At 37.6% G+C, this 20,486-nt stretch carries 19 protein-coding genes; 10 read left to right on the plus strand and 9 right to left on the minus strand.

What is annotated here, in order from left to right; all coding sequences use genetic code 11:
- Positions 1-63 precede the first annotated feature (63 nt).
- The 3 genes from A8M50_RS00510 to pnp all read right to left on the minus strand — a co-directional run bounded on the left by A8M50_RS00510 (position 64) and on the right by pnp (position 5,178).
- Positions 64-1,902 (minus strand): DEAD/DEAH box helicase, encoded by a 1,839-nt coding sequence (locus A8M50_RS00510; RefSeq protein ID WP_005645715.1) that lies wholly within the window; start codon positions 1,900-1,902, stop codon positions 64-66.
- Between the two features lie 120 nt (positions 1,903-2,022).
- Positions 2,023-2,967, minus strand: coding sequence for a lipoprotein NlpI (nlpI, locus tag A8M50_RS00515; RefSeq protein ID WP_032826538.1), 945 nt, complete (start codon positions 2,965-2,967; stop codon positions 2,023-2,025).
- Between the two features lie 81 nt (positions 2,968-3,048).
- The gene (gene pnp / locus A8M50_RS00520) at positions 3,049-5,178 is read right to left on the minus strand and encodes a polyribonucleotide nucleotidyltransferase (protein WP_005645748.1); all 2,130 of its coding nucleotides are present in this window, start codon (positions 5,176-5,178) and stop codon (positions 3,049-3,051) included.
- Positions 5,179-5,451: 273 nt separating this feature from the next.
- On the opposite strand from pnp, the gene A8M50_RS00525 reads away from it, so the two are divergent.
- The 3 genes from A8M50_RS00525 to A8M50_RS00535 all read left to right on the plus strand — a co-directional run bounded on the left by A8M50_RS00525 (position 5,452) and on the right by A8M50_RS00535 (position 7,673).
- On the plus strand, positions 5,452-6,294 hold the full coding sequence (locus A8M50_RS00525; RefSeq protein ID WP_005645540.1) for a glycosyltransferase family 8 protein: 843 nt from the start codon (positions 5,452-5,454) through the stop codon (positions 6,292-6,294).
- A 75-nt stretch (positions 6,295-6,369) separates the two neighbouring features.
- A complete protein-coding gene (gene nanQ / locus A8M50_RS00530; protein ID WP_005645703.1) occupies positions 6,370-6,837 on the plus strand; it encodes an N-acetylneuraminate anomerase in 468 nt (155 codons plus the stop codon).
- 347 nt (positions 6,838-7,184) lie between these two features.
- Entirely contained in the window at positions 7,185-7,673 is a 489-nt protein-coding gene (locus tag A8M50_RS00535) for a hypothetical protein (protein WP_198429500.1), read from the plus strand.
- Positions 7,674-7,738: 65 nt separating this feature from the next.
- Here A8M50_RS00535 and A8M50_RS00540 read toward each other — a convergent pair whose 3' ends face one another.
- The 3 genes from A8M50_RS00540 to A8M50_RS00550 all read right to left on the minus strand — a co-directional run bounded on the left by A8M50_RS00540 (position 7,739) and on the right by A8M50_RS00550 (position 9,938).
- Complete coding sequence (locus A8M50_RS00540; protein WP_005645725.1) at positions 7,739-7,960, minus strand: sulfurtransferase TusA family protein; 222 nt, start codon at positions 7,958-7,960, stop codon at positions 7,739-7,741.
- Positions 7,961-7,969: 9 nt separating this feature from the next.
- Entirely contained in the window at positions 7,970-9,013 is a 1,044-nt protein-coding gene (locus tag A8M50_RS00545) for a YeeE/YedE family protein (protein WP_005645600.1), read from the minus strand.
- Positions 9,014-9,230: 217 nt separating this feature from the next.
- A complete protein-coding gene (locus A8M50_RS00550) occupies positions 9,231-9,938 on the minus strand; it encodes a 7-cyano-7-deazaguanine/7-aminomethyl-7-deazaguanine transporter (RefSeq protein ID WP_005631081.1) in 708 nt (235 codons plus the stop codon).
- 190 nt (positions 9,939-10,128) lie between these two features.
- Between A8M50_RS00550 and pdxH the strand changes: the two genes are divergently transcribed.
- Positions 10,129-10,761: a pyridoxamine 5'-phosphate oxidase gene (pdxH, locus tag A8M50_RS00555; protein ID WP_005645545.1), complete on the plus strand. Its 633-nt coding sequence runs from the start codon at positions 10,129-10,131 to the stop codon at positions 10,759-10,761.
- An 85-nt stretch (positions 10,762-10,846) separates the two neighbouring features.
- Here pdxH and typA read toward each other — a convergent pair whose 3' ends face one another.
- Positions 10,847-12,697 (minus strand): translational GTPase TypA, encoded by a 1,851-nt coding sequence (typA, locus tag A8M50_RS00560; RefSeq protein ID WP_005645535.1) that lies wholly within the window; start codon positions 12,695-12,697, stop codon positions 10,847-10,849.
- 232 nt (positions 12,698-12,929) lie between these two features.
- Here typA and glnA point away from each other — a divergent pair, with 232 nt between their 5' ends.
- Entirely contained in the window at positions 12,930-14,348 is a 1,419-nt protein-coding gene (gene glnA / locus A8M50_RS00565) for a glutamate--ammonia ligase (RefSeq protein ID WP_005645646.1), read from the plus strand.
- Between the two features lie 75 nt (positions 14,349-14,423).
- Here the strand turns inward: glnA and A8M50_RS00570 are convergent, their stop codons facing one another.
- Positions 14,424-15,110 (minus strand): IS3 family transposase, encoded by a 687-nt coding sequence (locus tag A8M50_RS00570; RefSeq protein ID WP_032826540.1) that lies wholly within the window; start codon positions 15,108-15,110, stop codon positions 14,424-14,426.
- A 118-nt stretch (positions 15,111-15,228) separates the two neighbouring features.
- A complete protein-coding gene (locus A8M50_RS00575) occupies positions 15,229-15,582 on the minus strand; it encodes a helix-turn-helix domain-containing protein (RefSeq protein ID WP_032826541.1) in 354 nt (117 codons plus the stop codon).
- Between the two features lie 134 nt (positions 15,583-15,716).
- Between A8M50_RS00575 and A8M50_RS00580 the strand changes: the two genes are divergently transcribed.
- The 5 genes from A8M50_RS00580 (at position 15,717) to A8M50_RS00600 (ending at position 20,486) form a co-directional block, all read left to right on the plus strand.
- Positions 15,717-16,508, plus strand: coding sequence for an ABC transporter permease (locus tag A8M50_RS00580; protein WP_005645576.1), 792 nt, complete (start codon positions 15,717-15,719; stop codon positions 16,506-16,508).
- The gene (locus tag A8M50_RS00585) at positions 16,508-17,236 is read left to right on the plus strand and encodes an ABC transporter ATP-binding protein (protein ID WP_005645717.1); all 729 of its coding nucleotides are present in this window, start codon (positions 16,508-16,510) and stop codon (positions 17,234-17,236) included. Before A8M50_RS00580 ends, A8M50_RS00585 begins: the two co-directional genes overlap by 1 nt.
- A gap of 42 nt (positions 17,237-17,278) precedes the next feature.
- Complete coding sequence (locus A8M50_RS00590) at positions 17,279-18,343, plus strand: glycosyltransferase family 2 protein (protein ID WP_005645759.1); 1,065 nt, start codon at positions 17,279-17,281, stop codon at positions 18,341-18,343.
- Positions 18,340-19,485, plus strand: a complete 1,146-nt coding sequence (gene glf / locus A8M50_RS00595) for a UDP-galactopyranose mutase (RefSeq protein WP_005645812.1) — start codon at positions 18,340-18,342, stop codon at positions 19,483-19,485. Before A8M50_RS00590 ends, glf begins: the two co-directional genes overlap by 4 nt.
- 74 nt (positions 19,486-19,559) lie before the next feature.
- Positions 19,560-20,486 (plus strand): glycosyltransferase family 2 protein, encoded by a 927-nt coding sequence (locus A8M50_RS00600; protein ID WP_005645589.1) that lies wholly within the window; start codon positions 19,560-19,562, stop codon positions 20,484-20,486.

Genomic DNA, 20,486 nt, shown 5'->3' on the forward strand with positions numbered 1-20,486 from the left:
TGCTAAATTTTAAATGATGTAAAAACATTAGGAAGTAGCACTATTCGTTATATCGTAAGGATATTATCCTCGGCGATCACGGCGTGGTTTATCGCTAAAAGAGCGGTTACTTTTTTCATTAAATTTACGATTTCCACGATTGTCACCACCGCGTTCATTACGTCCGCGTTCTCCACGGAAATCGCCACCACGACCTTTACGTTTACCGTTAAAATCATCGCCACCACGGGAACTATCAGACTTCACCGCACCTAAGAAAGACATTTGCATTTGTTTATTCAATACGCGTGTTTTACCGAATTGTTGCAATAATTCTTTCGGCATACCTTGTGGCAATTCAACGGTAGTGTGGTCATCATAAAGTTTGATATGACCAATATAGCGGCTATTGATATCACCTTCGTTAGCAATCGCACCAACGATATGGCGAACTTCTACACCATCTGCACGACCCACTTCGATACGATATAAATCCATTGGTTGTGGATTTCCATAGCCTTTACGTTCGCCACGACGTTCAGCTGAACGTGGATTTTCACGGCGATCACCTCGTTCATTACGTTCACGACGACGTTTTTCCATTGGTGGATCAGGTGGAAGAATTAATTTTTGTTTGCCTTGTAGCAACATTAACATTGCTGCAGCAATATCTTCTTGATCCTGATCGGCTGTGAATAAGTCTTCTAATAAACTACGATATTGTTCTAAATCGTGATGCTCGAGTTGTTTCGTAATTTTTGCAACGAATTTTTTGCGGCGGCATTCTTGTAACACAAGATGATTTGGCAATTCTACTTCATTGATACCTTTTTTCATTAGGTGTTCAATATTACGAAGTAAACGACGCTCACGAGGCTCAACGAATAATAAAGCACGACCAGAACGACCTGCACGACCAGTACGGCCAATTCGGTGTACATAAGATTCTGCATCCAGCGGAATGTCGTAGTTCACCACAAGGCTGATACGTTCAATATCAATACCGCGTGCGGCTACATCGGTTGCCACAACAATATCCAAACTACCGCTACGTAAACGATCGAGGGTTTGTTCGCGGAGTTGTTGTGTCATATCACCATTAAGTGCAGCAGAACGGAAACCATTTTTTTCAAGTAGTTCTGTAATGTCTAAAGTACCTGTTTTAGTGCGAGCAAAGATAATCGCAGCATCAAAATCTTCCACTTCTAAGAAACGAAGAAGGGCTTCATTTTTACGCACTCCGTGCACATACCAACAACTTTGGTCGATATCTGGGGCATTTTCGTTATTAACTTTGATCTTCACTTCTTTCGGATCATTCATAAAACGTTTCGTAATACGACGGATCGGTTCAGGCATTGTTGCAGAGAATAACGCTGTTTGGTGATTCTCTGGTAATTCTGCCATGACGGTTTCTACATCATCAATGAAACCCATACGTAGCATTTCATCTGCTTCATCTAATACGATAAAACGAAGTTCAGAAAGATTTAATGTTCCGCGGCGAATATGGTCAAGAATACGACCCGGTGTACCCACAACTACTTGTGCGCCTTGCTTTAATGCACGAAGTTGGATGTCATAACGTTGGCCACCATATAAGGTAACAATGCGAGTGCCGTGAGCATATTTAACAAATTGTTCGCACGCATCGGCAACTTGAATAGCAAGTTCGCGAGTCGGAGCCATCACTAACATTTGTGGATGTTTTTCACTTGGATCGATTTGCGCTAATAAAGGCAGTGCAAAGGCAGCGGTTTTACCACTACCCGTTTGTGCCATACCTAGCACATCATTGCCACTGAGCAAATGCGGGATACAAGCTTGTTGAATTGGAGAAGGGGTTTCAAAACCTAAGTCAGAAACAGCTTTTAAGATGAACTCAGGTAAGCCTAAGTCATTAAAAGTAATTTTGTCAGTCATTAAAATACTCGAATATAAATAAGGAAAGCTCAAAGAGGCCTTCGGTTTATTAAGTTGAGCAGAGCGAATGAATTTTTTTATTCATTCTACTGTAAAGAGCGGTGAGTTTTTGATTGATTTTTAGAAAGCAATCGCTTTTGTTACCGCACTTTTCTCTTCTTTTTCGTCTTCTGTTTGAACCGGTTTTAATTTCATTAGTTCAAACGCGGCAAAACGATACTCAACAAAGTTATAAACCTGATTTGCCATAGCTAGTTTAAATAAAGCTGCTGCTTCATCTACTAGCCCTACATTGAGTTTTTGTTTTGCTAGATAAAAATAGGTTTCTGTGAGAATTTCAGCATATTGTTGTGAATTTTCAGCAAAGTCACTCGCACGTTGTTGTAATTCTTCTACAGAGATGTGTCCTAAGTAATATTGAACGATATGTGTACCCCAGAAGTCCTCTGATAGCCCTTTTGCTCGTTCAACAAGGTTTGTTTGGGCTTCTTGTGGTTTTAATTTTTGTTCGTTCAAATATAGCCATAAGACACGATAGGGATCTTTTGTATCGGCTTGGTAGAACTGTAAGAAATCTTGCTGAGCAAGATGGTAGCGCCCTACATAATAAAAATTTAAACCACGATTAAGGTGGGTATAGTCATAACTTGAATCTAATTCAAACACCGTATTGAATGCTTCCAATGCGCCGTCATAATCTTCTTCAAGCAATAAATAAAGCCCTAAGTAATTGTACACAGATGCCATTTTAGGCTGTAATGCAAGGGCTTGAGTAAAATCGTAACGAGCAAGTCCCCATAATCCAAGGGAATCATAGAGTACGCCACGTTCAAAATGTAGCGATGCACGTTCTTCATTACTCATTTTTCCAACGAGCAGTACTTGGCTTAATCGTACGATCATCACTTCTTGTTCAAAGTGAGTATTCGGGTTTTGTTCAGCCAACACGACATGATTTTTAGACACAAAACCGCCCCTAGACTGAACACAGCCTGCAAGGAGTAAGATCGCACATAAGCTAAATAAATAGACTATAAAATGGCGAGATAAGCGAAAACACTGCATTTGCTTTCTTTATGCCTAAAAGTTGGAAAACAACAAAACTTGGCAGCGAGTGCTACCAAGTTTTGATTCGATATTCCAAGATTATTCCTGTTCTTCTACAGAATCTTCTTGGTTAATTTCAGTTTCTTGTTTTGGAGCCAAGTCTTTCATTGTTAAACGAATACGACCTTGACGATCGATTTCAACAACTTTTACGTTTACTTCTTGGCCCACTTGGAGGTAATCGCTAACTTTTTCTACGCGCTCTTCAGCAATTTGAGAAATATGAACTAAACCTTCTTTATTTCCAACGATTGCTACGAATGCACCAAAATCAGCAAGACGAGTGACTTTACCTTTGTAAATTGCGCCAGCTTCAACTTCTGCAACGATTTCTTCGATACGTCCCATTACGTTTTTCGCAGCATTACTATCTACTGCGGCAATTTTCACTGTACCATCATCATCAATGTCAATTGATGTACCAGTTTCTTCAGTTAATGAACGAATTGTTGCACCACCTTTACCAATGACATCTTTGATTTTCTTAGGATCAATTTTCATTGTGTAGATGCGCGGCGCGTAATCTGAAATATCCGCACGTGGAGCTGGGATTGCTTGTTCCATTACACCAAGAATGTGCATACGCGCACTTTTCGCTTGGTTTAATGCAATTTGCATAATTTCAGGGGTGATACCTTCAATTTTGATGTCCATTTGAAGGGCGGTCACACCTTCACGTGTACCCGCTACTTTAAAGTCCATATCACCTAAGTGGTCTTCATCACCTAAGATATCTGAAAGCACCACAAATTTTTCTTCTTCTTTCACTAAGCCCATTGCGATACCCGCAACTGCTGCCTTGATTGGTACACCTGCATCCATTAATGCTAAAGACGCACCACATACAGAAGCCATAGAAGAAGAACCGTTAGATTCAGTGATTTCAGATACAACACGCACTACATACGGGAATTCTGCAAGGCTTGGCATAACAGCCGCTACACCGCGTTTTGCTAAACGACCGTGACCGATCTCACGACGTTTTGGAGAACCAATCATTCCTGTTTCGCCTACAGAATATGGAGGGAAGTTGTAGTGGAATAAGAAGTGATCTTGACGTTCACCTGTTAATTCATCGATGATTTGTGCATCACGTTCAGTACCTAACGTTGCAACGGCTAATGCTTGCGTTTCACCACGGGTGAAAATTGCAGAACCGTGAGTACGTGGTAATACACCTGTGCAAATATCTAATGCACGAACGGTATCAACGGTACGACCATCAATACGTGGTTCACCTGCAATGATACGGCCACGAACGATTTGGCTTTCAAGTGCGGTGAAAATATCCACGATTTTACCTTCGCTGATTTCTTCATCTTCTGCTGTGATTTGTGCAATCGCATCTGCTTTAATCGCATCGATTTGTTCGTAACGAGCTTGTTTTTCAGTAATGCGGTATGCATCGCCTAAACGTGCTTCTGCAATCGCTTTTACTTTATTGATTAAATCTGTGTTTGGCTCTGGAGCAACCCAATCCCAACGTGGTTTGCCAGCTTCTTTTGCAAATTCTTTGATTGCTTCAACTACAACTTGTTGTTGTTGATGACCGAATACAACTGCCGCTAACATTTGTTCTTCAGTTAAAATGTCTGCTTCAGATTCAACCATTAATACGGCTTTATCAGTACCCGCAACCACTAAGTCCAAACGGCTTTGTTTTTGTTCAGCCATAGTTGGGTTTAATACGAATTGGTTGTCAATAAAACCAACACGAGCCGCACCGATAGGGCCGTTGAAAGGTACACCAGATAAGGTTAATGCTGCAGAAGCACCGATCATTGCCACTAAGTCTGGGCTGATTTGTGGGTTTACAGAAACTACAGTTGCCACAACTTGGATTTCGTTGAAGAAACCTTCTGGGAATAATGGACGAATTGGACGGTCGATTAAACGTGCAATTAAAGTTTCGCCTTCAGATGGACGACCTTCACGTTTGAAGAAACCACCAGGGATTTTACCCGCCGCATAAGTACGCTCTTGGTAGTTTACGGTTAATGGGAAGAAGTCTTGACCTTCTTTCACATCTTTTTTAGCAACAACAGTCACGAATACCGTAGTATCGTCCATGCTTGCCATGACCGCAGCCGTTGCTTGACGTGCAATTGCGCCGGTTTCTAGAGTAACGGTATGTTGACCGTATTTAAATTGCTTAACAATTGGGTTCACAATGTTTTCCTTAAAATTTACATTAAAAACAATGCTTTATTTTCCAGATTGCGACTAGCAAAAGAAATCTTTTGTAAAAACAACCGCACTTTCGAGCGCTTAAAATTGCTTTTGATAGCCGCACGCTAATGTAGAAAATAAAGCCTAAGCATTATACAGGATGTTTTGCCTTAGTGGGTAACTTTATTTCACATTGTCAACTTGTTATGATTGTGTCACTTTTATTTTGCTCTAAAAAAGTTGATTTTGACTCACTCAAATTAGATTCCCCTTATGAAATATAATGTAATTATGGCTAGTGATGCCAACTATCTTCCTTATGTAGAAATCACACTGAAATCTTTATTAATGCACCATGAAAATCTCTCTGTTTTTATTTTACATACAGGAGATATTTCTGAGTCGTGGCAAAATGATCTTCAACCTTATTTTGCTAAACGCTATTCAACATTACAATTAGTTCATATAGATAAATCAGAATTAAATTCTTTCAGTGCAAATAATTATATTACTTCTGCTACTTATTTAAGGTTTTATATTGATCGCTTGCTTCATTATAGCGATATTCCTTATTGGATTTATCTTGATTGTGATATCGTGATTAATGGCAATATTATGCTTCCTTTTGAATGCTTAGATTTTTCTCGCCACTCATTAGCCGCAGTTTTAGATCCTTATGTAACTCGCATAGGCCATCCTTATCAAGATGGGGATTATTTTAATGCGGGAGTTTTATATTTGAATATGGAGAAGTATCGCTTAGGTATTTCATCATTTTCTAAAGAATTATTTGAATTACATGAAAAGTTAAAAGAACGTTTAATTTATGGCGATCAAGATATACTAAATTACTATTTTAAAGATTGTTGGATACCATTAGACAAGCGTTATAATTTTCAATTAGATCATATGATTTCAATTAATAGTCTTGATATTTCTCCTGTTATTTTTCATTTTACAGGTCCTCATAAGCCTCTCGATAATATTTTTTCTGAGAATGCTTGTGTTAATGCCGTAATTTCATTGTTTAGACTTTATGCGTCAATAAGTTGGCAAGATGTTTGCTCTCTTCCGCTCGGTACTGTAAGAGCTAATTGGACTAATCAAGAGAGATGATGTAATCGGTAGCTTTATTTAATTTAACCGACTTGGTATCATAGGATAACTTTTATCCACTATAAGGAAAATTCTATGATTATTAGCAGTTTAACCAGCCCAAATTTTAAAGTTGGTTTACCAAAAGTGATTGCTGAAGTATGTGATTATTTAAATACGTTAGATTTGAATACGTTAGAAAATGGTCGCCATGATATTAACGATCAAATTTATATGAACGTAATGGAACCAGAAACTGCAGAATCAAGCAGCAAAAAAGCAGAGTTACATCATGAATACTTAGATGTTCAGGTGTTAATCCGAGGTACGGAAAATATAGAAGTTGGCGCTAATTATCCTGATTTGTCTAAATATGAATCTTATAACGAAGCAGACGATTATCAACTTTGTGCAGATATTGATGATAAATTTACCGTCACAATGAAGCCAAAAATGTTCGCTGTATTCTATCCTTATGAACCGCATAAGCCTTGCTGTGTAGTGAATGGAAAAACAGAAAAAATTAAAAAATTAGTCGTGAAAGTGCCAGTAGAATTGATTTAAATATTTTAATTAATCACACCAAAAGTGCGGTCAGAAATTCATATGTTTTTCTGACCGCACCTTTTAGAGTTAAGTTTTTACCTTTTTATAAGGAAAATTAAATTAAAATTATTGATGAGTTTATTAAAAAAACTGAAGAGTTTTATGAGGAACTTAAAGGACAAGATAGACATAGATACTGTTCTTGGGAACATTGTTATGCTCAATTTTATGAAGCCAGACAAAATCCTGAAAAAGCCAATGTTGATAATTTAAGTTTACATTTGGCGTTCTATTTAGCCAGTTGGGGGATGTATAGAGGGTCGTCCTTTTTATTGCAATATGATTACACTATCCATACTTCGGTTGTGGAAGAAATTTTAAAACAAAAATATGACAAATTATTGGGTTTAGAATGTAATGAATTAAATAATGACGAAATTTGCTCTTTACTGGATGAATTAAATACGAAAATAAAGGAGATTTATGATCCGTTTCGTTCGAAGGTAAAGAAACCAAAAGGAAAAAAAGATATTTCAAATATTTTAGTTTCTAAGATTTTATTGGGAACTTTAGGTTGTGTACCTGCTTATGATCGTTTCTTTGTTAAGGCAGTGACAAATATTGATAAAAATACAAAGAAGAAAGTGACAACAAAAAATTACAATATTGCCTCTTTAAAGAAATTAATTAAATTTTATGAAGAACACCAAGAAAGGCTGGAAGAATTAAGAAGTAAATTTTTAATTGAAAATGAATTTAACGAAGATAAGAAAACTCTACTTTATCCGCAAATGAAAGTACTTGATATGGGTTTTTGGAAAATTGGTTTTGATTTGTCTAAAGAGGCAGAATAGGTTTTCAAATTTACTAGAAAAAGTGCGGTCAGAAATTTATGTATTTTTCTGACCGCACTTTTTTATTATTTAATCACTGTAATTGACCATTTGGCATCATCAATTTGCTCGAAGTTTGTCACTTCATAACCTTCTTCAGCCGCCCAAGCGGGAATGGCTTCAGTAGCTTGGGTGCAGTCGAATTCAATTTCTAGGCCATAGCCTTTATTTAACTTAGCCATGGCTTCCTTAGCTTCAACGAGAGGAAATGGGCAAACAAGGCCGAGTGTAGGTAATTTAACGATCATATAAACTCCTTATGATGCTTTTGTTAATTTTAAACGTTGTGGACGGATAATGGTGAAGTAGGCGGCCACCCAAGTGCCGAGAATCATCAATGGCAATGAGACCCAACCTTGCCAAGAGAAAAAGGCGGTTTCGACTAAGCCATTACCGATAGAGCAGCCACCCGCAAGGGTTGCACCGATGCCCATGAGAATACCGCCGAGTCCGCTGCGTAGAATCGTGGTGGCATCCGGTACGCGGACACGGAATTCATTGCTTGCTTTCGCGCCAATGAATGAGCCAATAAAAATTCCTAAGACTAAGAATACGCCCCAGTTAATAAATTTACCGTCGCCAGTAACGAGGAATTGCATAATATTGGCTGATGGACCAGTGATCCCAAGTCCAAATTCACGACCAGTAGCGACACTGAGTGGCCAAGCGGCAAGTGCGATTAATCCGATTAATACGGCAGAGAAAAATGGATGCCAGCGTTTTTCAAATAATAAATGAGCAAGTCCCGTTTTCTTTGGTTTTAATGCCGCGACTTTTATGCTTGGTTTGCAGAGATGTTTGTACACATAGAAAGCAGTCACTAAAGTTAATAATGCGACTAACCACCAAGGTGATATACCGAATGTATCGTAAATATTGCGTTGTTCGATATTGATGCTACGTAAAGTTTTATTGAATTCGCCTAATGGGCCGGTACGCATGATGGCACTTAGCAACATATAAGTGAATAACGCGACCCAACTGCCGACTAAGCCTTCCGCAGCACGGTACCAAGTTCCTGTTGCACAACCGCCAGCAAGAACAATGCCGATACCAAACACAAAGGCACCGATAATCACTGCTAAAAATGCAAAATTTTCAGCTGGGTCGACATTTAATACCCCGATTTCCTTTAACAGGAAGAAACCGATGGATTGCACGGTAATCGCCAATAAAAGGGCTACAAACATTTTGTTATTTTTGGTGACATACATATCGCGAAATGCACCAGTAATACAAAAGCGCCCACGCTGCATCACAAATCCGAGTAAAATTCCGCAAAGTAATCCGGTTAAAAGCATAAATATTCCTTCTATTTTAGAACTAAGTAGGTCGGTATTTTCTAAAAAAATAAGAAGGTAGCGCCAATAACTTTTAGCTAGAAAATATGTTTTTTTGATATAAAAAAAGTGCGGTTATAAATTTATACTTTTTACCACACTGCTTTAGCAACGTAATAATAATTAACCCCACTCAAAAGAGCGGGGTTAATTGTTTTATATGCGCTAGAAATTTGGTTTATGCAGGAACGCGTTCTGCTACGAGCATTTGTAGTTTTCGTAAAATGACATTTAATACTACGCCATAGGCTGGGACGAACAAGATAATTCCTATAAATAATTTAAATAGATAATCTACAAAACCGAGTTGTGCCCAGTGTTCAGCCATGAAAGGATCTGCACTTTGGTAGAATGCTACACTGAAGAAAACAAAAGTATCAGCCATTGAGCCGAATGTCATTGAGCTAGTTGGCGCCACCCACCATGTTTTTAACTGGCGTAAGCGGTTAAATACGATCACATCAAGTAATTGTCCTACCACGTAAGCGGCAAAGCTCGCAATAGCAATACGGAATACAAACAGATCAAAATGCGTTAATGATTCGAAACCTTGGAATTTGCTTTCAGAGAATAAAACAGATATGACGTAACTTACAATAAGTGCAGGAAACATCACCACGAAGATGATTTTTCTTGCATCTTCCGCACCGAAAATACGCACAGTCAAATCAGTAGCTAAAAAGATAAATGGGAATGTGAGTGTTCCCCAAGTACTGTGGAAAGAAAAATCATTTGCTGCACCAAGTGCGGTTAATTTTAGCGTGATTTCAAACGGGATTTGTACAAAGTAATTGCTCGCGGCAATGATGAATATGTGGAAAAAGCTGAGCCAGATGATTGCACGACGTTTTTGTTGATCATTAAAGATCGGAGAGTTTAATTTCATGTTGTACCTTTTTAGTTTAAATAAATCGGGGTTAGGGAACCCGAGGTTAAATATAGGGGGCTAGATAATACGCATATTTCAAATAATTGCAAGATTCGATGCCATTTGAGTTTTATTTTATGAAAATTGACGAACGATTTCACAGACTTTATTCTATTTGCATTTTTCATCAAATTTGAAAGGAGAGAAAATGGAGTTACACAATATTCGCGATGAATATACTAAACGAGTGCTTTCACAACATGATTGCCATGAAAATCCAATCTCGCAATTTGAACAGTGGCAGAAAGAGGCAATTCATGCTCAAGTTAACGAGCCTACTGCAATGAATATTGCGACTGTTGATGAACAAGGTCACCCAAATAGCCGAATGGTATTGCTAAAAGAAGTCAATGAGCAAGGTTTTGTCTTTTTTACGAATTATCTTAGCCGAAAAGGCGGCTGTATTGAGCGCAATCCTTATGTCGCTCTGACTTTCTTTTGGCCTGAATTGGAACGCCAAGTGCGAATTGAAGGTAAGGCAGTCAAAATCTCAGCAGAACAATCCGATAAATATTTTGCTACCCGACCTTACACCAGTCGTATAGGGGCTTGGGCAAGTGAGCAAAGTTCGGTGATTTCCAATTATAAATCTTTGTTAGCAAAAGCCGCATTAGTTGCCGCTAAACATCCGTTAAATGTGCCTCGACCAGATTATTGGGGTGGCTATTTAGTTGTGCCAGAAACCGTGGAATTTTGGCAAGGTCGCCCAAGCCGTTTACATGACCGAATTCGTTATCGCAAAGAAAGTGATAATTGGATTAGAGAAAGACTTTCTCCTTAGTAAATTAAGCATAAAAATAACCGCACTTTAGTTGTATCCCAAAGTGCGGTTAATTTTTTACAAATTTTCGTGCTAGCGTTGTTTATTAATGCGTGCTAGTACTTGTCGTTGTACGATTTGCACGTTTACGATCGTTTTCCGTCAAAAGTTTTTTACGGATACGAATCGATTCAGGTGTCACTTCCACTAACTCATCGTCATCGATAAATTCAATCGCTTGTTCAAGACTGAATTTTACAGGCGTAGTTAGCACAATCGCATCGTCTTTACCTGACGCACGCATATTGGTGAGTTTTTTACCTTGCAAGCAGTTTACTGTTAAGTCATTTGAGCGGCTATGAATGCCGATAATTTGACCTTCGTAAACTTCTACGTTTGCATCAATCATTAACTTACCACGTTCTTGTAAGCCAAATAATGCGTAACCCAGTGCTTTACCTGTTGCATTAGAAATCAACACACCATTTTTACGTTGACCGATATCTCCACCTTTGATTTCATCATAGTGGCTAAAGCTTGAGTAAAGTAAGCCGGTACCAGAAGTCATGGTCATAAAGTCACCACGGAAGCCAATTAATCCACGGCTAGGAATGATGTATTCTAAGCGAACGCGGCCTTTACCGTCTGGTAACATATCTCGAACTTCACCTTTACGGATACCTAATGCTTCCATCACAGAACCTTGATGTTGTTCTTCCACATCAATAGTTACTTGTTCGTATGGCTCTTGTTTTTTACCATCAATATCACGGTAGATTACTTTAGGGCGAGAAACGGCAAGCTCATAACCTTCACGACGCATATTTTCGATTAACACAGAAAGATGTAATTCACCACGACCAGAAACACGGAATTCATCTGGGTTTGGGGTTTCTTCTACGCGTAATGCCACATTGTGAACTAATTCTTTATTTAAACGTTCAAGAATTTGACGAGAAGTCACATATTTACCTTCTTGACCCGCAAATGGAGAGGTATTTACACAGAAGAACATGGTTACAGTTGGTTCATCAACGGTTAATGAAGGTAAGGCTTCAACGGCGTTGATATCACAAATCGTATCAGAAATATTTAATTCACCTAAACCAGTGATCGCCACGATATCGCCCGCGTAAGCAATATCTTCTTCATAACGTTGTAAACCAAGATGACCAAGTACTTGACCGATACGACCTTGACGAGTTTTTCCTTCACTATTGATGATAGTAACTGGTTGGTTTGGTTTAATCGAACCACGCTTAATACGACCAATGCCGATAACACCTACATAGTTGTTGTAGTCTAATTGTGAAATTTGCATTTGGAATGGCGCATCAAGTTCTACTTTTGGCGGTTCTACATGTTTCACAATGGCTTCAAATAACGGGGTCATATCTTCTGCTAATTCTTCGTGCTCAAGACCTGCAACACCATTTAATGCAGATGCATAGATAATTGGGAAGTCTAACTGTTCATCTGTTGCACCAAGATTAACGAATAAATCAAATACTTGATCTACCACCCAATCAGGACGTGCGCCTGGACGGTCAACTTTGTTGATAACTACGATTGGTTTTAAACCATGAGCAAAGGCTTTTTGGGTCACGAAACGCGTTTGTGGCATTGGGCCATCAAACGCATCAACAACTAATAGAACAGAGTCCACCATAGAAAGTACGCGTTCAACTTCTCCACCGAAGTCTGCGTGTCCCGGAGTATCCACGATGTTAATGCGGTAGTCATTCCAGTTAATCGCGGTATTTTTTGCAAGAATTGTAATGCCACGTTCTTTTTCAAGATCGTTTGAGTCCATAACTCGTTCATCTACATCACCACGTGCAGATTCAAAAGTACCAGATTGTTGAAGAAGTTTATCTACAAGAGTGGTTTTACCATGGTCAACGTGCGCAATAATTGCGATGTTACGGAGTTTTTTAATATCGATTTCGTTTTTCATTGTTTAATGCTTTGATTAGATGAAATGCAATTTCTTATTGCATCGTTACATAAAAAATGGTGCAACGAGTTGCACCCTACGTTTCTACATTTGTCGAAAGGGCAAAAATTATACATGCATTTTTCTTTTTCTGCTATGACTAGAATAAGAAAAATAAATCTCATGAAAAAATAGTATGGTTACGTTATAATGCGTACTTATTTTAATCGGACTAATTATAGAGGACTCCCTAATGCCAAACGCAAATGCAATCGCCAATGTATTTAAGCTAATTGAAGAAAATAATGTGAAATTTGTGCTTCTTCGATTCACCGATATTAAAGGCAAAGAGCATGGTGTATCCATTCCAGTAAGCCTTGTGGATGAAGAAATGTTTGAAGATGGCAAGATGTTTGATGGTTCCTCTGTAGAGGGATGGAAGACCATTAATAAAGCCGATATGTTGCTTATGCCAATGGCTGAAACTGCAGTTGTCGATCCATTCGCGCAAATTCCAACGCTTTCTATTCGTTGTAGCGTTTATGAACCAACGACAATGCAAAGCTATGATCGCGATCCGCGCTCTATTGCAATTCGTGCAGAAAATTATATGCGTTCAACCGGTATTGCGGATCAGGCTTTTTTCGGCCCAGAGCCTGAATTCTTCTTGTTTGATGATGTGCGTTTTAATGTATCAATGAACAAAGCGTCTTTTTCTATTGATGATATAGAAGCTGCTTGGAACACGAATAAAAAATATGAAGAAGGCAATAATGCTTATCGTCCATTGAAAAAAGGTGGATATTGTGCCGTTGCACCGATTGATAGTGCACACGATATTCGTTCTGAAATGTGCTTGATTTTAGAAGAAATGGGATTAGTCATCGAAGCCCACCATCATGAAGTAGCTACTGCTGGGCAGAATGAGATTGCGACTAAATTCAATACACTAACCTTAAAAGCAGATGAAACGCAAATCTATAAATATGTCGTACAAAACGTTGCATTAGAGCACGGTAAAACGGCGTGTTTTATGCCAAAACCAATTACTGGAGATAATGGTTCAGGCATGCACTGTAATATGTCGTTAAGCAAAGATGGAAAAAATATTTTCCAAGGCGATAAATATGCTGGTCTTTCAGAAACCGCACTTTACTACATCGGCGGTATCATTAAGCATGCTAAAGCATTAAATGCGTTCACTAACCCAAGCACTAATTCATATAAACGTTTAGTGCCAGGTTATGAAGCGCCAGTGTTATTGGCTTACTCAGCAAGCAACCGTTCAGCCTCAATCCGTATTCCTGCAGTAACCAATCCGAAAGCGATTCGCGTAGAAGCACGTTTCCCCGATCCTTTAGCAAACCCATATCTGGCTTTTGCTGCATTATTGATGGCAGGTCTTGATGGTGTAGTAAACAAAATCCACCCTGGCGATGCAATGGATAAAAATCTTTACGATCTTCCACCTGAAGAATTAAAAGATATTCCAGCGGTAGCAAGTTCACTAGAAGATGCGTTAAGTTCATTAGAAAAAGACTATGAATTCTTAACTCAAGGTGGCGTATTTGCTAAAGATTTTATTGATGCGTTTATCAGTATCAAACGTAAAGAAGTGGAGCGTTTAAATATGGCACCACATCCGGTTGAGTTTGAGATGTATTATGCATAATGATAAACAACAAAATTCAAGTTGTTGAACAAGAAAAGTGCGGTCGTTTTGATCTGACCCAAAAAATCTAGACGATTAATTCAAGGACTGACAATGATATTGTATCAGACTCAGTCCTTTTAATTTTAGTTGAATTCGTCGGTGATTATAGTAATCCAAATAATCCCTGATAGAATCAACTATCTCTTCTCTGCTGTTAAATTCCCGACCATAAAAACATTCCTTTTTTAATCGCCCAAAGAAACTTTCCATCGCTGCATTGTCCAAGCAATTTCCTTTTCTAGACATACTTTGAATGATGCCATGTTCAGCTAAAATTCGACGATAAGCCACCATTTGATATTGCCAGCCTTGGTCTGAATGTAAAATGACACCACAGGCTTTATTTAACCCTTTGACGGCTTGCATTAACATGTACTCTACTTGTACCCAGTTTGGGGAGTAGCTGAGGTTATAGGAGACTATCTCATTGTTAAATAAGTCTAAAATTGGGGATAAATAGACTTTACTTCCATCTTTCGCCTTAAACTCGGTGATATCGGTCACCCATTTTTGTTTCGGGGCTATTGCGCTAAAATTGCGTTCAAGATGATTTGGGGCAATCACCCCTATCGCGCCTCGATAGGGGGTAAATTTCTTGCTTTTTCTTGATCGCACTTGAAGGCCAAGTGTCTGCATTAAACGTTGGACTTTCTTATGATTGACACATCGCAAACAGGCATGAACGCGTCGATAGCCATAATCAGGATGATTGGCTTTGATGGTTTAATGGCCTTTTTCAGCGGCTCATCCTTATCTAGTTTAATCTGAAGTTTGGCAAAAAACGTACTACGCGCTAACTGTGCAAAACCTAAAAGCCATTTTAACGGATAGCGTGTTCTTAACCTTTGGATAATTTCTGTTGCTCGGCTTCGTCCTGAAGTCTGAGCCTTCTCAACTCCTTTAGGTAGGCTACCTCCGCTTCAAGCAGTAAAATTCTCAGGCGTAAACGGTCTTCTTCAGTTTTGGGTGGCGGTGGCATTTTTGCATATCTGGGTTTCATCGGCGGTCGTCCTGATGGTTTACGGGGAATAAGTCCTTTTATGCCACTTTTTTCAAATCGTTTCAACCATGTCCAGACTAAGGCGTTGGAAGGAATATTGTAAAAACACGCAGCCTTTCTGATACTCATTTTCCCATTCAAAATAGGTTGAATAACCTGTAATTTAAATTCGATTGTGTAGTGTTTACCCATAAAAAATCTGCACCTCAATTGTTGGTTGTTGAGTCCAACTTTTGGGAGCAGATCAATTTTGACCGCACCTTTTGTATTGTTAATTTATATAACTACCGTATAATCACGCTGAGAAAAATTTATAGGAATAATTTATGATTAAAGGTTTTGTAAACGGATTTCAGCGTTTTTGGGCTTTTGATGAGCTACTTAAGCAGCTAGTTATTCGCGATGTAAAACTTAAATATAGACGAAGCTATCTGGGTTATTTGTGGAGTATTTTAAATCCACTAATGTTAATGATGGTGTTAGTAATCGTTTTTTCAAATCTCTTCCGATTTGATATCCCTAATTTCCCTCTTTATATGATTGCAGGCCAAACAATGTTCAATTTTATGATTGAAGCAACTAATAATGCGGTCTGGTCTATTACTGGAAATGCTTCATTGCTTAAAAAAACTTATGTGCCGAAATATATTTTTACCCTTTCTAAAGTAGGAAGCTCATTAGTTAATCTTGTCTTTTCTTTGGGGGCTTTAGTACTAGTGATGGTTTTTACTGGTGCTGAGTTTTCTTGGAACCTTTTATACTTTCCTATTATTATCTTGCAAGTGCTGATTTTTAGCTTGGGTATTAGTTTATTTTTAGCGGCAGCAACAGTTTTCTTCCGAGATATCCAATACCTTTGGGGGGTGTTTACTTCTATGTGGATGTATATGACACCACTGTTCTATCCTGTAACAATAATCCCTGAAGAATATCGTTGGCTATATAAAAACTTAAATCCTATGTATAGATATATTGAACAATTTAGGGATATTGTTTTACATGCACACGCTCCTAATTTTCATTCTATGTTTTTAGGTTTTTTAGTTGCACTTATTGTATTAGTTGTTGGAATTTGGTATTTCAATAAGAAACAAGACGAATTTATTTTATATATCTAATGAATACAGAAACTGTTATTAAAGTTACTAATGCCACTGTGCGATTTAATAAAGCGACAGAGAATTATAATGGCTTGAAAGAGTACGTAATTAAGATGCTAAAAGGTGAGCTTATGTTCCAAGAGTTTTTAGCATTAAAAGACGTTAACCTTGAGGTTAAAAAAGGTGAGTCATGGGGGCTAATTGGCACCAATGGTTCGGGTAAGTCGACACTTTTAAAGTTAATTTGTGGTATTTTAAAACCTTATAAAGGTATCGTAGAAGTGCACGGTAATATAGCTCCTCTGATTGAGTTAGGGGCAGGTTTCGATGGTGAGCTTACAGCAAGAGAGAATATCTATCTTAATGGTGCGATACTCGGGCATAAAAAAGCCTTCATGGAGCAGCACTTTGATGAAATTATCGAATTTGCTGAGCTTCAAGATTTTGTGGATGTGCCACTTAAAAACTTCTCATCAGGTATGGCTGCGAGGTTAGGCTTTGCTGTAGCAACGATTGTTAAACCAGAAATTTTAATTGTGGATGAAGTCTTGGCTGTAGGTGATGCTGCATTCCAAGAAAAATGTAAGCAAAGAATGGAGAAAATGTTAGCTGGAGGCACAACACTTTTATTCGTTTCACACTCTATCGACCAAGTAAAAGAACTTTGTCAGAATGTTATTTGGATTGATAAGGGAGTGGTAAAGGTTGCTGGTAAGGCGGAAGATGTAATTCCTTTATATGAGTAACATACTCAGTAAAAAACAAGATAAGTTATTATAGGAAAAATTATGAATAAGAAACTACTAATTAGTATTATTGTGCCTGCATATAATGTAGTTGAATATTTATCAGACGCGATAAATTCTATTATCTCTCAATGGGATGATGATTGGGAGTTAATTGTTGTTAATGATGGTTCAACAGATGGAACATTTTCCTTATTAGAAAAATATAAAGCTAAAATTAACTCTCAAAGATTTGTGGTCTTAAATAAAGAAAATGGTGGTCTAAGTTCAGCAAGAAACGCAGGGTTGGCAATTGCTCAGGGAGAGTATGTGGTTTTTTTGGATGGTGACGATTTATTTAGTAAAAGAAAATTGCCATACATTAAATATTGTTTATTAGAAAATAAACCAGATTGTTTAGTGATTGATTTTCAGTATTACTGGGATGATGGTTGTACTTTGGGAACCCACAAATATAAGAAATTGCCTGAACGAAAATTATTAAATGTGAAGGAAAATAATATTGTCTCAGCTGTTTATCATAATGCGCAAGTGTATGCTTGGCGTCATATTTTTAAGAAATCTATTTTAAATAAGAGATTGAGTCCAGTTGGATTTAACTATGAAGATGTGAGAACTACAACGTTACATATTGATGAATGTGAAACAATTTTCTATTTACCAATAAAATGTATACTTTACCGTCAAAGAGATGGCAGCATTATGAAGGTGAAAAATAGAAAAAATATTCTAGATCTATCTTCTGCCCTTAGAACGGTAACAGATGAATTCAAAAATAGATATGGTGTTATTCCAAAGGATATCGCTTTGGAGCATTCGATTTTTAACTTATCTATTTTTACATGGGCATGTGGAGATACGTTATCTAATGTTGAATTAGATCCTAAAGAGCTTTATCCTTTATTTGTGGATAATTTCAAATATTCCAATTTAGTAGATATGGATCTTCTGAAGAAAGAAATGCGTAGAGATCCTAAGACATGGAGAAAATTCTATATATTTTATAATTATCCTCAATCATTCTATTTGGCTTTTTATCTTCGTCATAAGTTTAATAGAACATATAAATTATTAAATAAATTACGGAATTTTGTTTATAAAACATGAATTTTCTCTTAATTGGCGCAGGTTTCTCAAATGCCGTTATCGCTCGAGAGTTAGCAGAAAAAGGATATAAAACTGTTGTTATCGATTCTCGTGGCCATGTGGCAGGTAACTGTCACTCTGAACGTGATGCTGAAACGAATGTAATGGTGCATGTTTATGGTCCGCATATTTTCCATACTGATAATGAGCGAGTATGGACTTATGTGAATAATTTTGGTGAGTTTATGCCGTTTGTTAATCGTGTAAAAACGATTAGCCAAGGTGCTGTGTATTCTCTTCCAATTAACTTGCATACGATTAACCAATTCTTTGGCAAAACGTGTTCACCGAAAGAAGCAAAAGCGTTAATTGAAGCACAAGCAGATTTGTCTATTACTGATCCGCAAACCTTTGAAGAGCAAGCAATGCGTTTTGTCGGTAAAGATTTATATAAAGCTTTCTTCTATGGTTACACTAAAAAACAATGGGGTGTTGAGCCAAAAGAGTTACCGGCAAGCATTTTAAAACGCTTACCTGTGCGTTTTAACTATGACGATAACTACTTCGCACATAAATTCCAAGGTATGCCCAAAAACGGTTATACACAAATTGTGGAAGCGATTTTAGATCATAAAAATATTGAAGTACGTTTAAATACGCCGTTTGCTGAGTCTATGAAAGCAGAATTTGATCATATTTTCTGGTCAGGTCCTTTAGATGCATACTTCGGGTTTGAATTAGGTCGCTTAGGTTATCGTACTTTAGATTTCGAGGCATTCCGTGATGAGGGCGATTTCCAAGGTAATGCGGTAATTAACTATGGTGATGAAGAAGTACCCTATACGCGTATTTCAGAACATAAACACTTTGCACCATGGGAACAACATGAGAAAACAATTTGTTATCGTGAATTTAGCCGTCTATGTGGTGAAAATGATATTCCGTATTACCCGATTCGTTTAGTGAAAGATAAAGCACTCTTGCAACAATATGTTGAAAAGGCAAACAAAGAAACGCAAGTTACTTTCGTAGGGCGTTTAGGTACTTATCGTTATTTAGATATGGATGTGACGATTAAAGAAGCCTTAGAAACAGCTGATGTTGTAAAAGAATCATTAGAAAAACAGACCGCACTTAAACCTTTTTATGTAAATATGGACTAAAGTATAGCGAGTCTAGAAATAAAGCCATATACGATTTCGTGTATGGCTTTTGTTTAAATAAAATTGAGTTGATTATGCACGCTGAAAAATCCATTTGTGCGGTGGTTGTGACGTTTAACCGCAAAAAATTATTACTAAATTGTTTAGGTGCTCTGAAAGCCCAAACACGCCAATTGTCTCATATTGTCGTGATTGATAATGCTAGTACAGACGGTACTGCAGATTTTTTAGTACAGCATAATTGGACAAATAGTGATTTTTTTACTTTGATTACTTTGCCTGAAAATATGGGTGGGGCAGGTGGATTCCATGAAGGAATCAAGTATGCTTTTGAGCATGGCTTTGATTATATTTGGTTGATGGATGATGATGGTGTTCCAGCTGCAGATTGTCTAGATAAGTTACTCCCATTTGCGACAGAAAATAATTATTTAGGCCCACTAGTGCTTGATATTAAACAATCAAATAACTTTTGTTTTCCTATGCGATTACCTTCAACGTTGAAAAGATTGGATACTTTAGCTGATCTGAATACGTTAGAAATCAAAGAAAAAATAGATGGTATTGTTATTCCATTTAACGGTATTCTGCTTTCATCGAAAGTGGTTGAAAAGGTCGGTTTCCCTTTAAAAGAGTATTTTATTTGGGGTGATGATATGGAATACACTGCAAGAATGAAAAAATATGGTGTAGACATTGCTTCTATCGTGGATGCTTATTTTTATCACCCTAAAGATGAATCATTAGGTACGCCGATGTTTTTTAACAAACTACATTTTAATGATACACCATCGAAGTTGAAGCTTTATTGCATGTGTAGAAATGCCATATCCAATTATAAAAAATATAGTAGCTATTTGCATGTTTCTGCATTTATACTTAAAACGCTGTGGTTTTATTTATTTACCAAACCGAGTTTTTCTAAATTAAGCATTGCTGCCAGAGGAGTTTTTCATGGCATAATGGGCGACTTCTCTCATCATAAGGATTACTTAAAATAA

The organism is Haemophilus haemolyticus, assembly GCF_001679045.1.
In the GTDB taxonomy this organism is placed as follows: domain Bacteria; phylum Pseudomonadota; class Gammaproteobacteria; order Enterobacterales; family Pasteurellaceae; genus Haemophilus; species Haemophilus haemolyticus.

Excerpts from the sequence above, each read along its gene's own strand:
- A8M50_RS00510 (WP_005645715.1), bottom strand. The coding sequence starts at position 1,902 with ATGACTGACAAAATTACTTTTAATGACTTAGGCTTACCTGAGTTCATC.
- nlpI (WP_032826538.1), bottom strand. The coding sequence starts at position 2,967 with ATGCAGTGTTTTCGCTTATCTCGCCATTTTATAGTCTATTTATTTAGC.
- A8M50_RS00525 (WP_005645540.1), top strand. The coding sequence starts at position 5,452 with ATGAAATATAATGTAATTATGGCTAGTGATGCCAACTATCTTCCTTAT.
- nanQ (WP_005645703.1), top strand. The coding sequence starts at position 6,370 with ATGATTATTAGCAGTTTAACCAGCCCAAATTTTAAAGTTGGTTTACCA.
- A8M50_RS00540 (WP_005645725.1), bottom strand. The coding sequence starts at position 7,960 with ATGATCGTTAAATTACCTACACTCGGCCTTGTTTGCCCATTTCCTCTC.
- A8M50_RS00545 (WP_005645600.1), bottom strand. The coding sequence starts at position 9,013 with ATGCTTTTAACCGGATTACTTTGCGGAATTTTACTCGGATTTGTGATG.
- A8M50_RS00550 (WP_005631081.1), bottom strand. The coding sequence starts at position 9,938 with ATGAAATTAAACTCTCCGATCTTTAATGATCAACAAAAACGTCGTGCA.
- pdxH (WP_005645545.1), top strand. The coding sequence starts at position 10,129 with ATGGAGTTACACAATATTCGCGATGAATATACTAAACGAGTGCTTTCA.
- typA (WP_005645535.1), bottom strand. The coding sequence starts at position 12,697 with ATGAAAAACGAAATCGATATTAAAAAACTCCGTAACATCGCAATTATT.
- glnA (WP_005645646.1), top strand. The coding sequence starts at position 12,930 with ATGCCAAACGCAAATGCAATCGCCAATGTATTTAAGCTAATTGAAGAA.
- A8M50_RS00575 (WP_032826541.1), bottom strand. The coding sequence starts at position 15,582 with ATGGGTAAACACTACACAATCGAATTTAAATTACAGGTTATTCAACCT.
- A8M50_RS00580 (WP_005645576.1), top strand. The coding sequence starts at position 15,717 with ATGATTAAAGGTTTTGTAAACGGATTTCAGCGTTTTTGGGCTTTTGAT.
- A8M50_RS00585 (WP_005645717.1), top strand. The coding sequence starts at position 16,508 with ATGAATACAGAAACTGTTATTAAAGTTACTAATGCCACTGTGCGATTT.
- A8M50_RS00590 (WP_005645759.1), top strand. The coding sequence starts at position 17,279 with ATGAATAAGAAACTACTAATTAGTATTATTGTGCCTGCATATAATGTA.
- glf (WP_005645812.1), top strand. The coding sequence starts at position 18,340 with ATGAATTTTCTCTTAATTGGCGCAGGTTTCTCAAATGCCGTTATCGCT.
- A8M50_RS00600 (WP_005645589.1), top strand. The coding sequence starts at position 19,560 with ATGCACGCTGAAAAATCCATTTGTGCGGTGGTTGTGACGTTTAACCGC.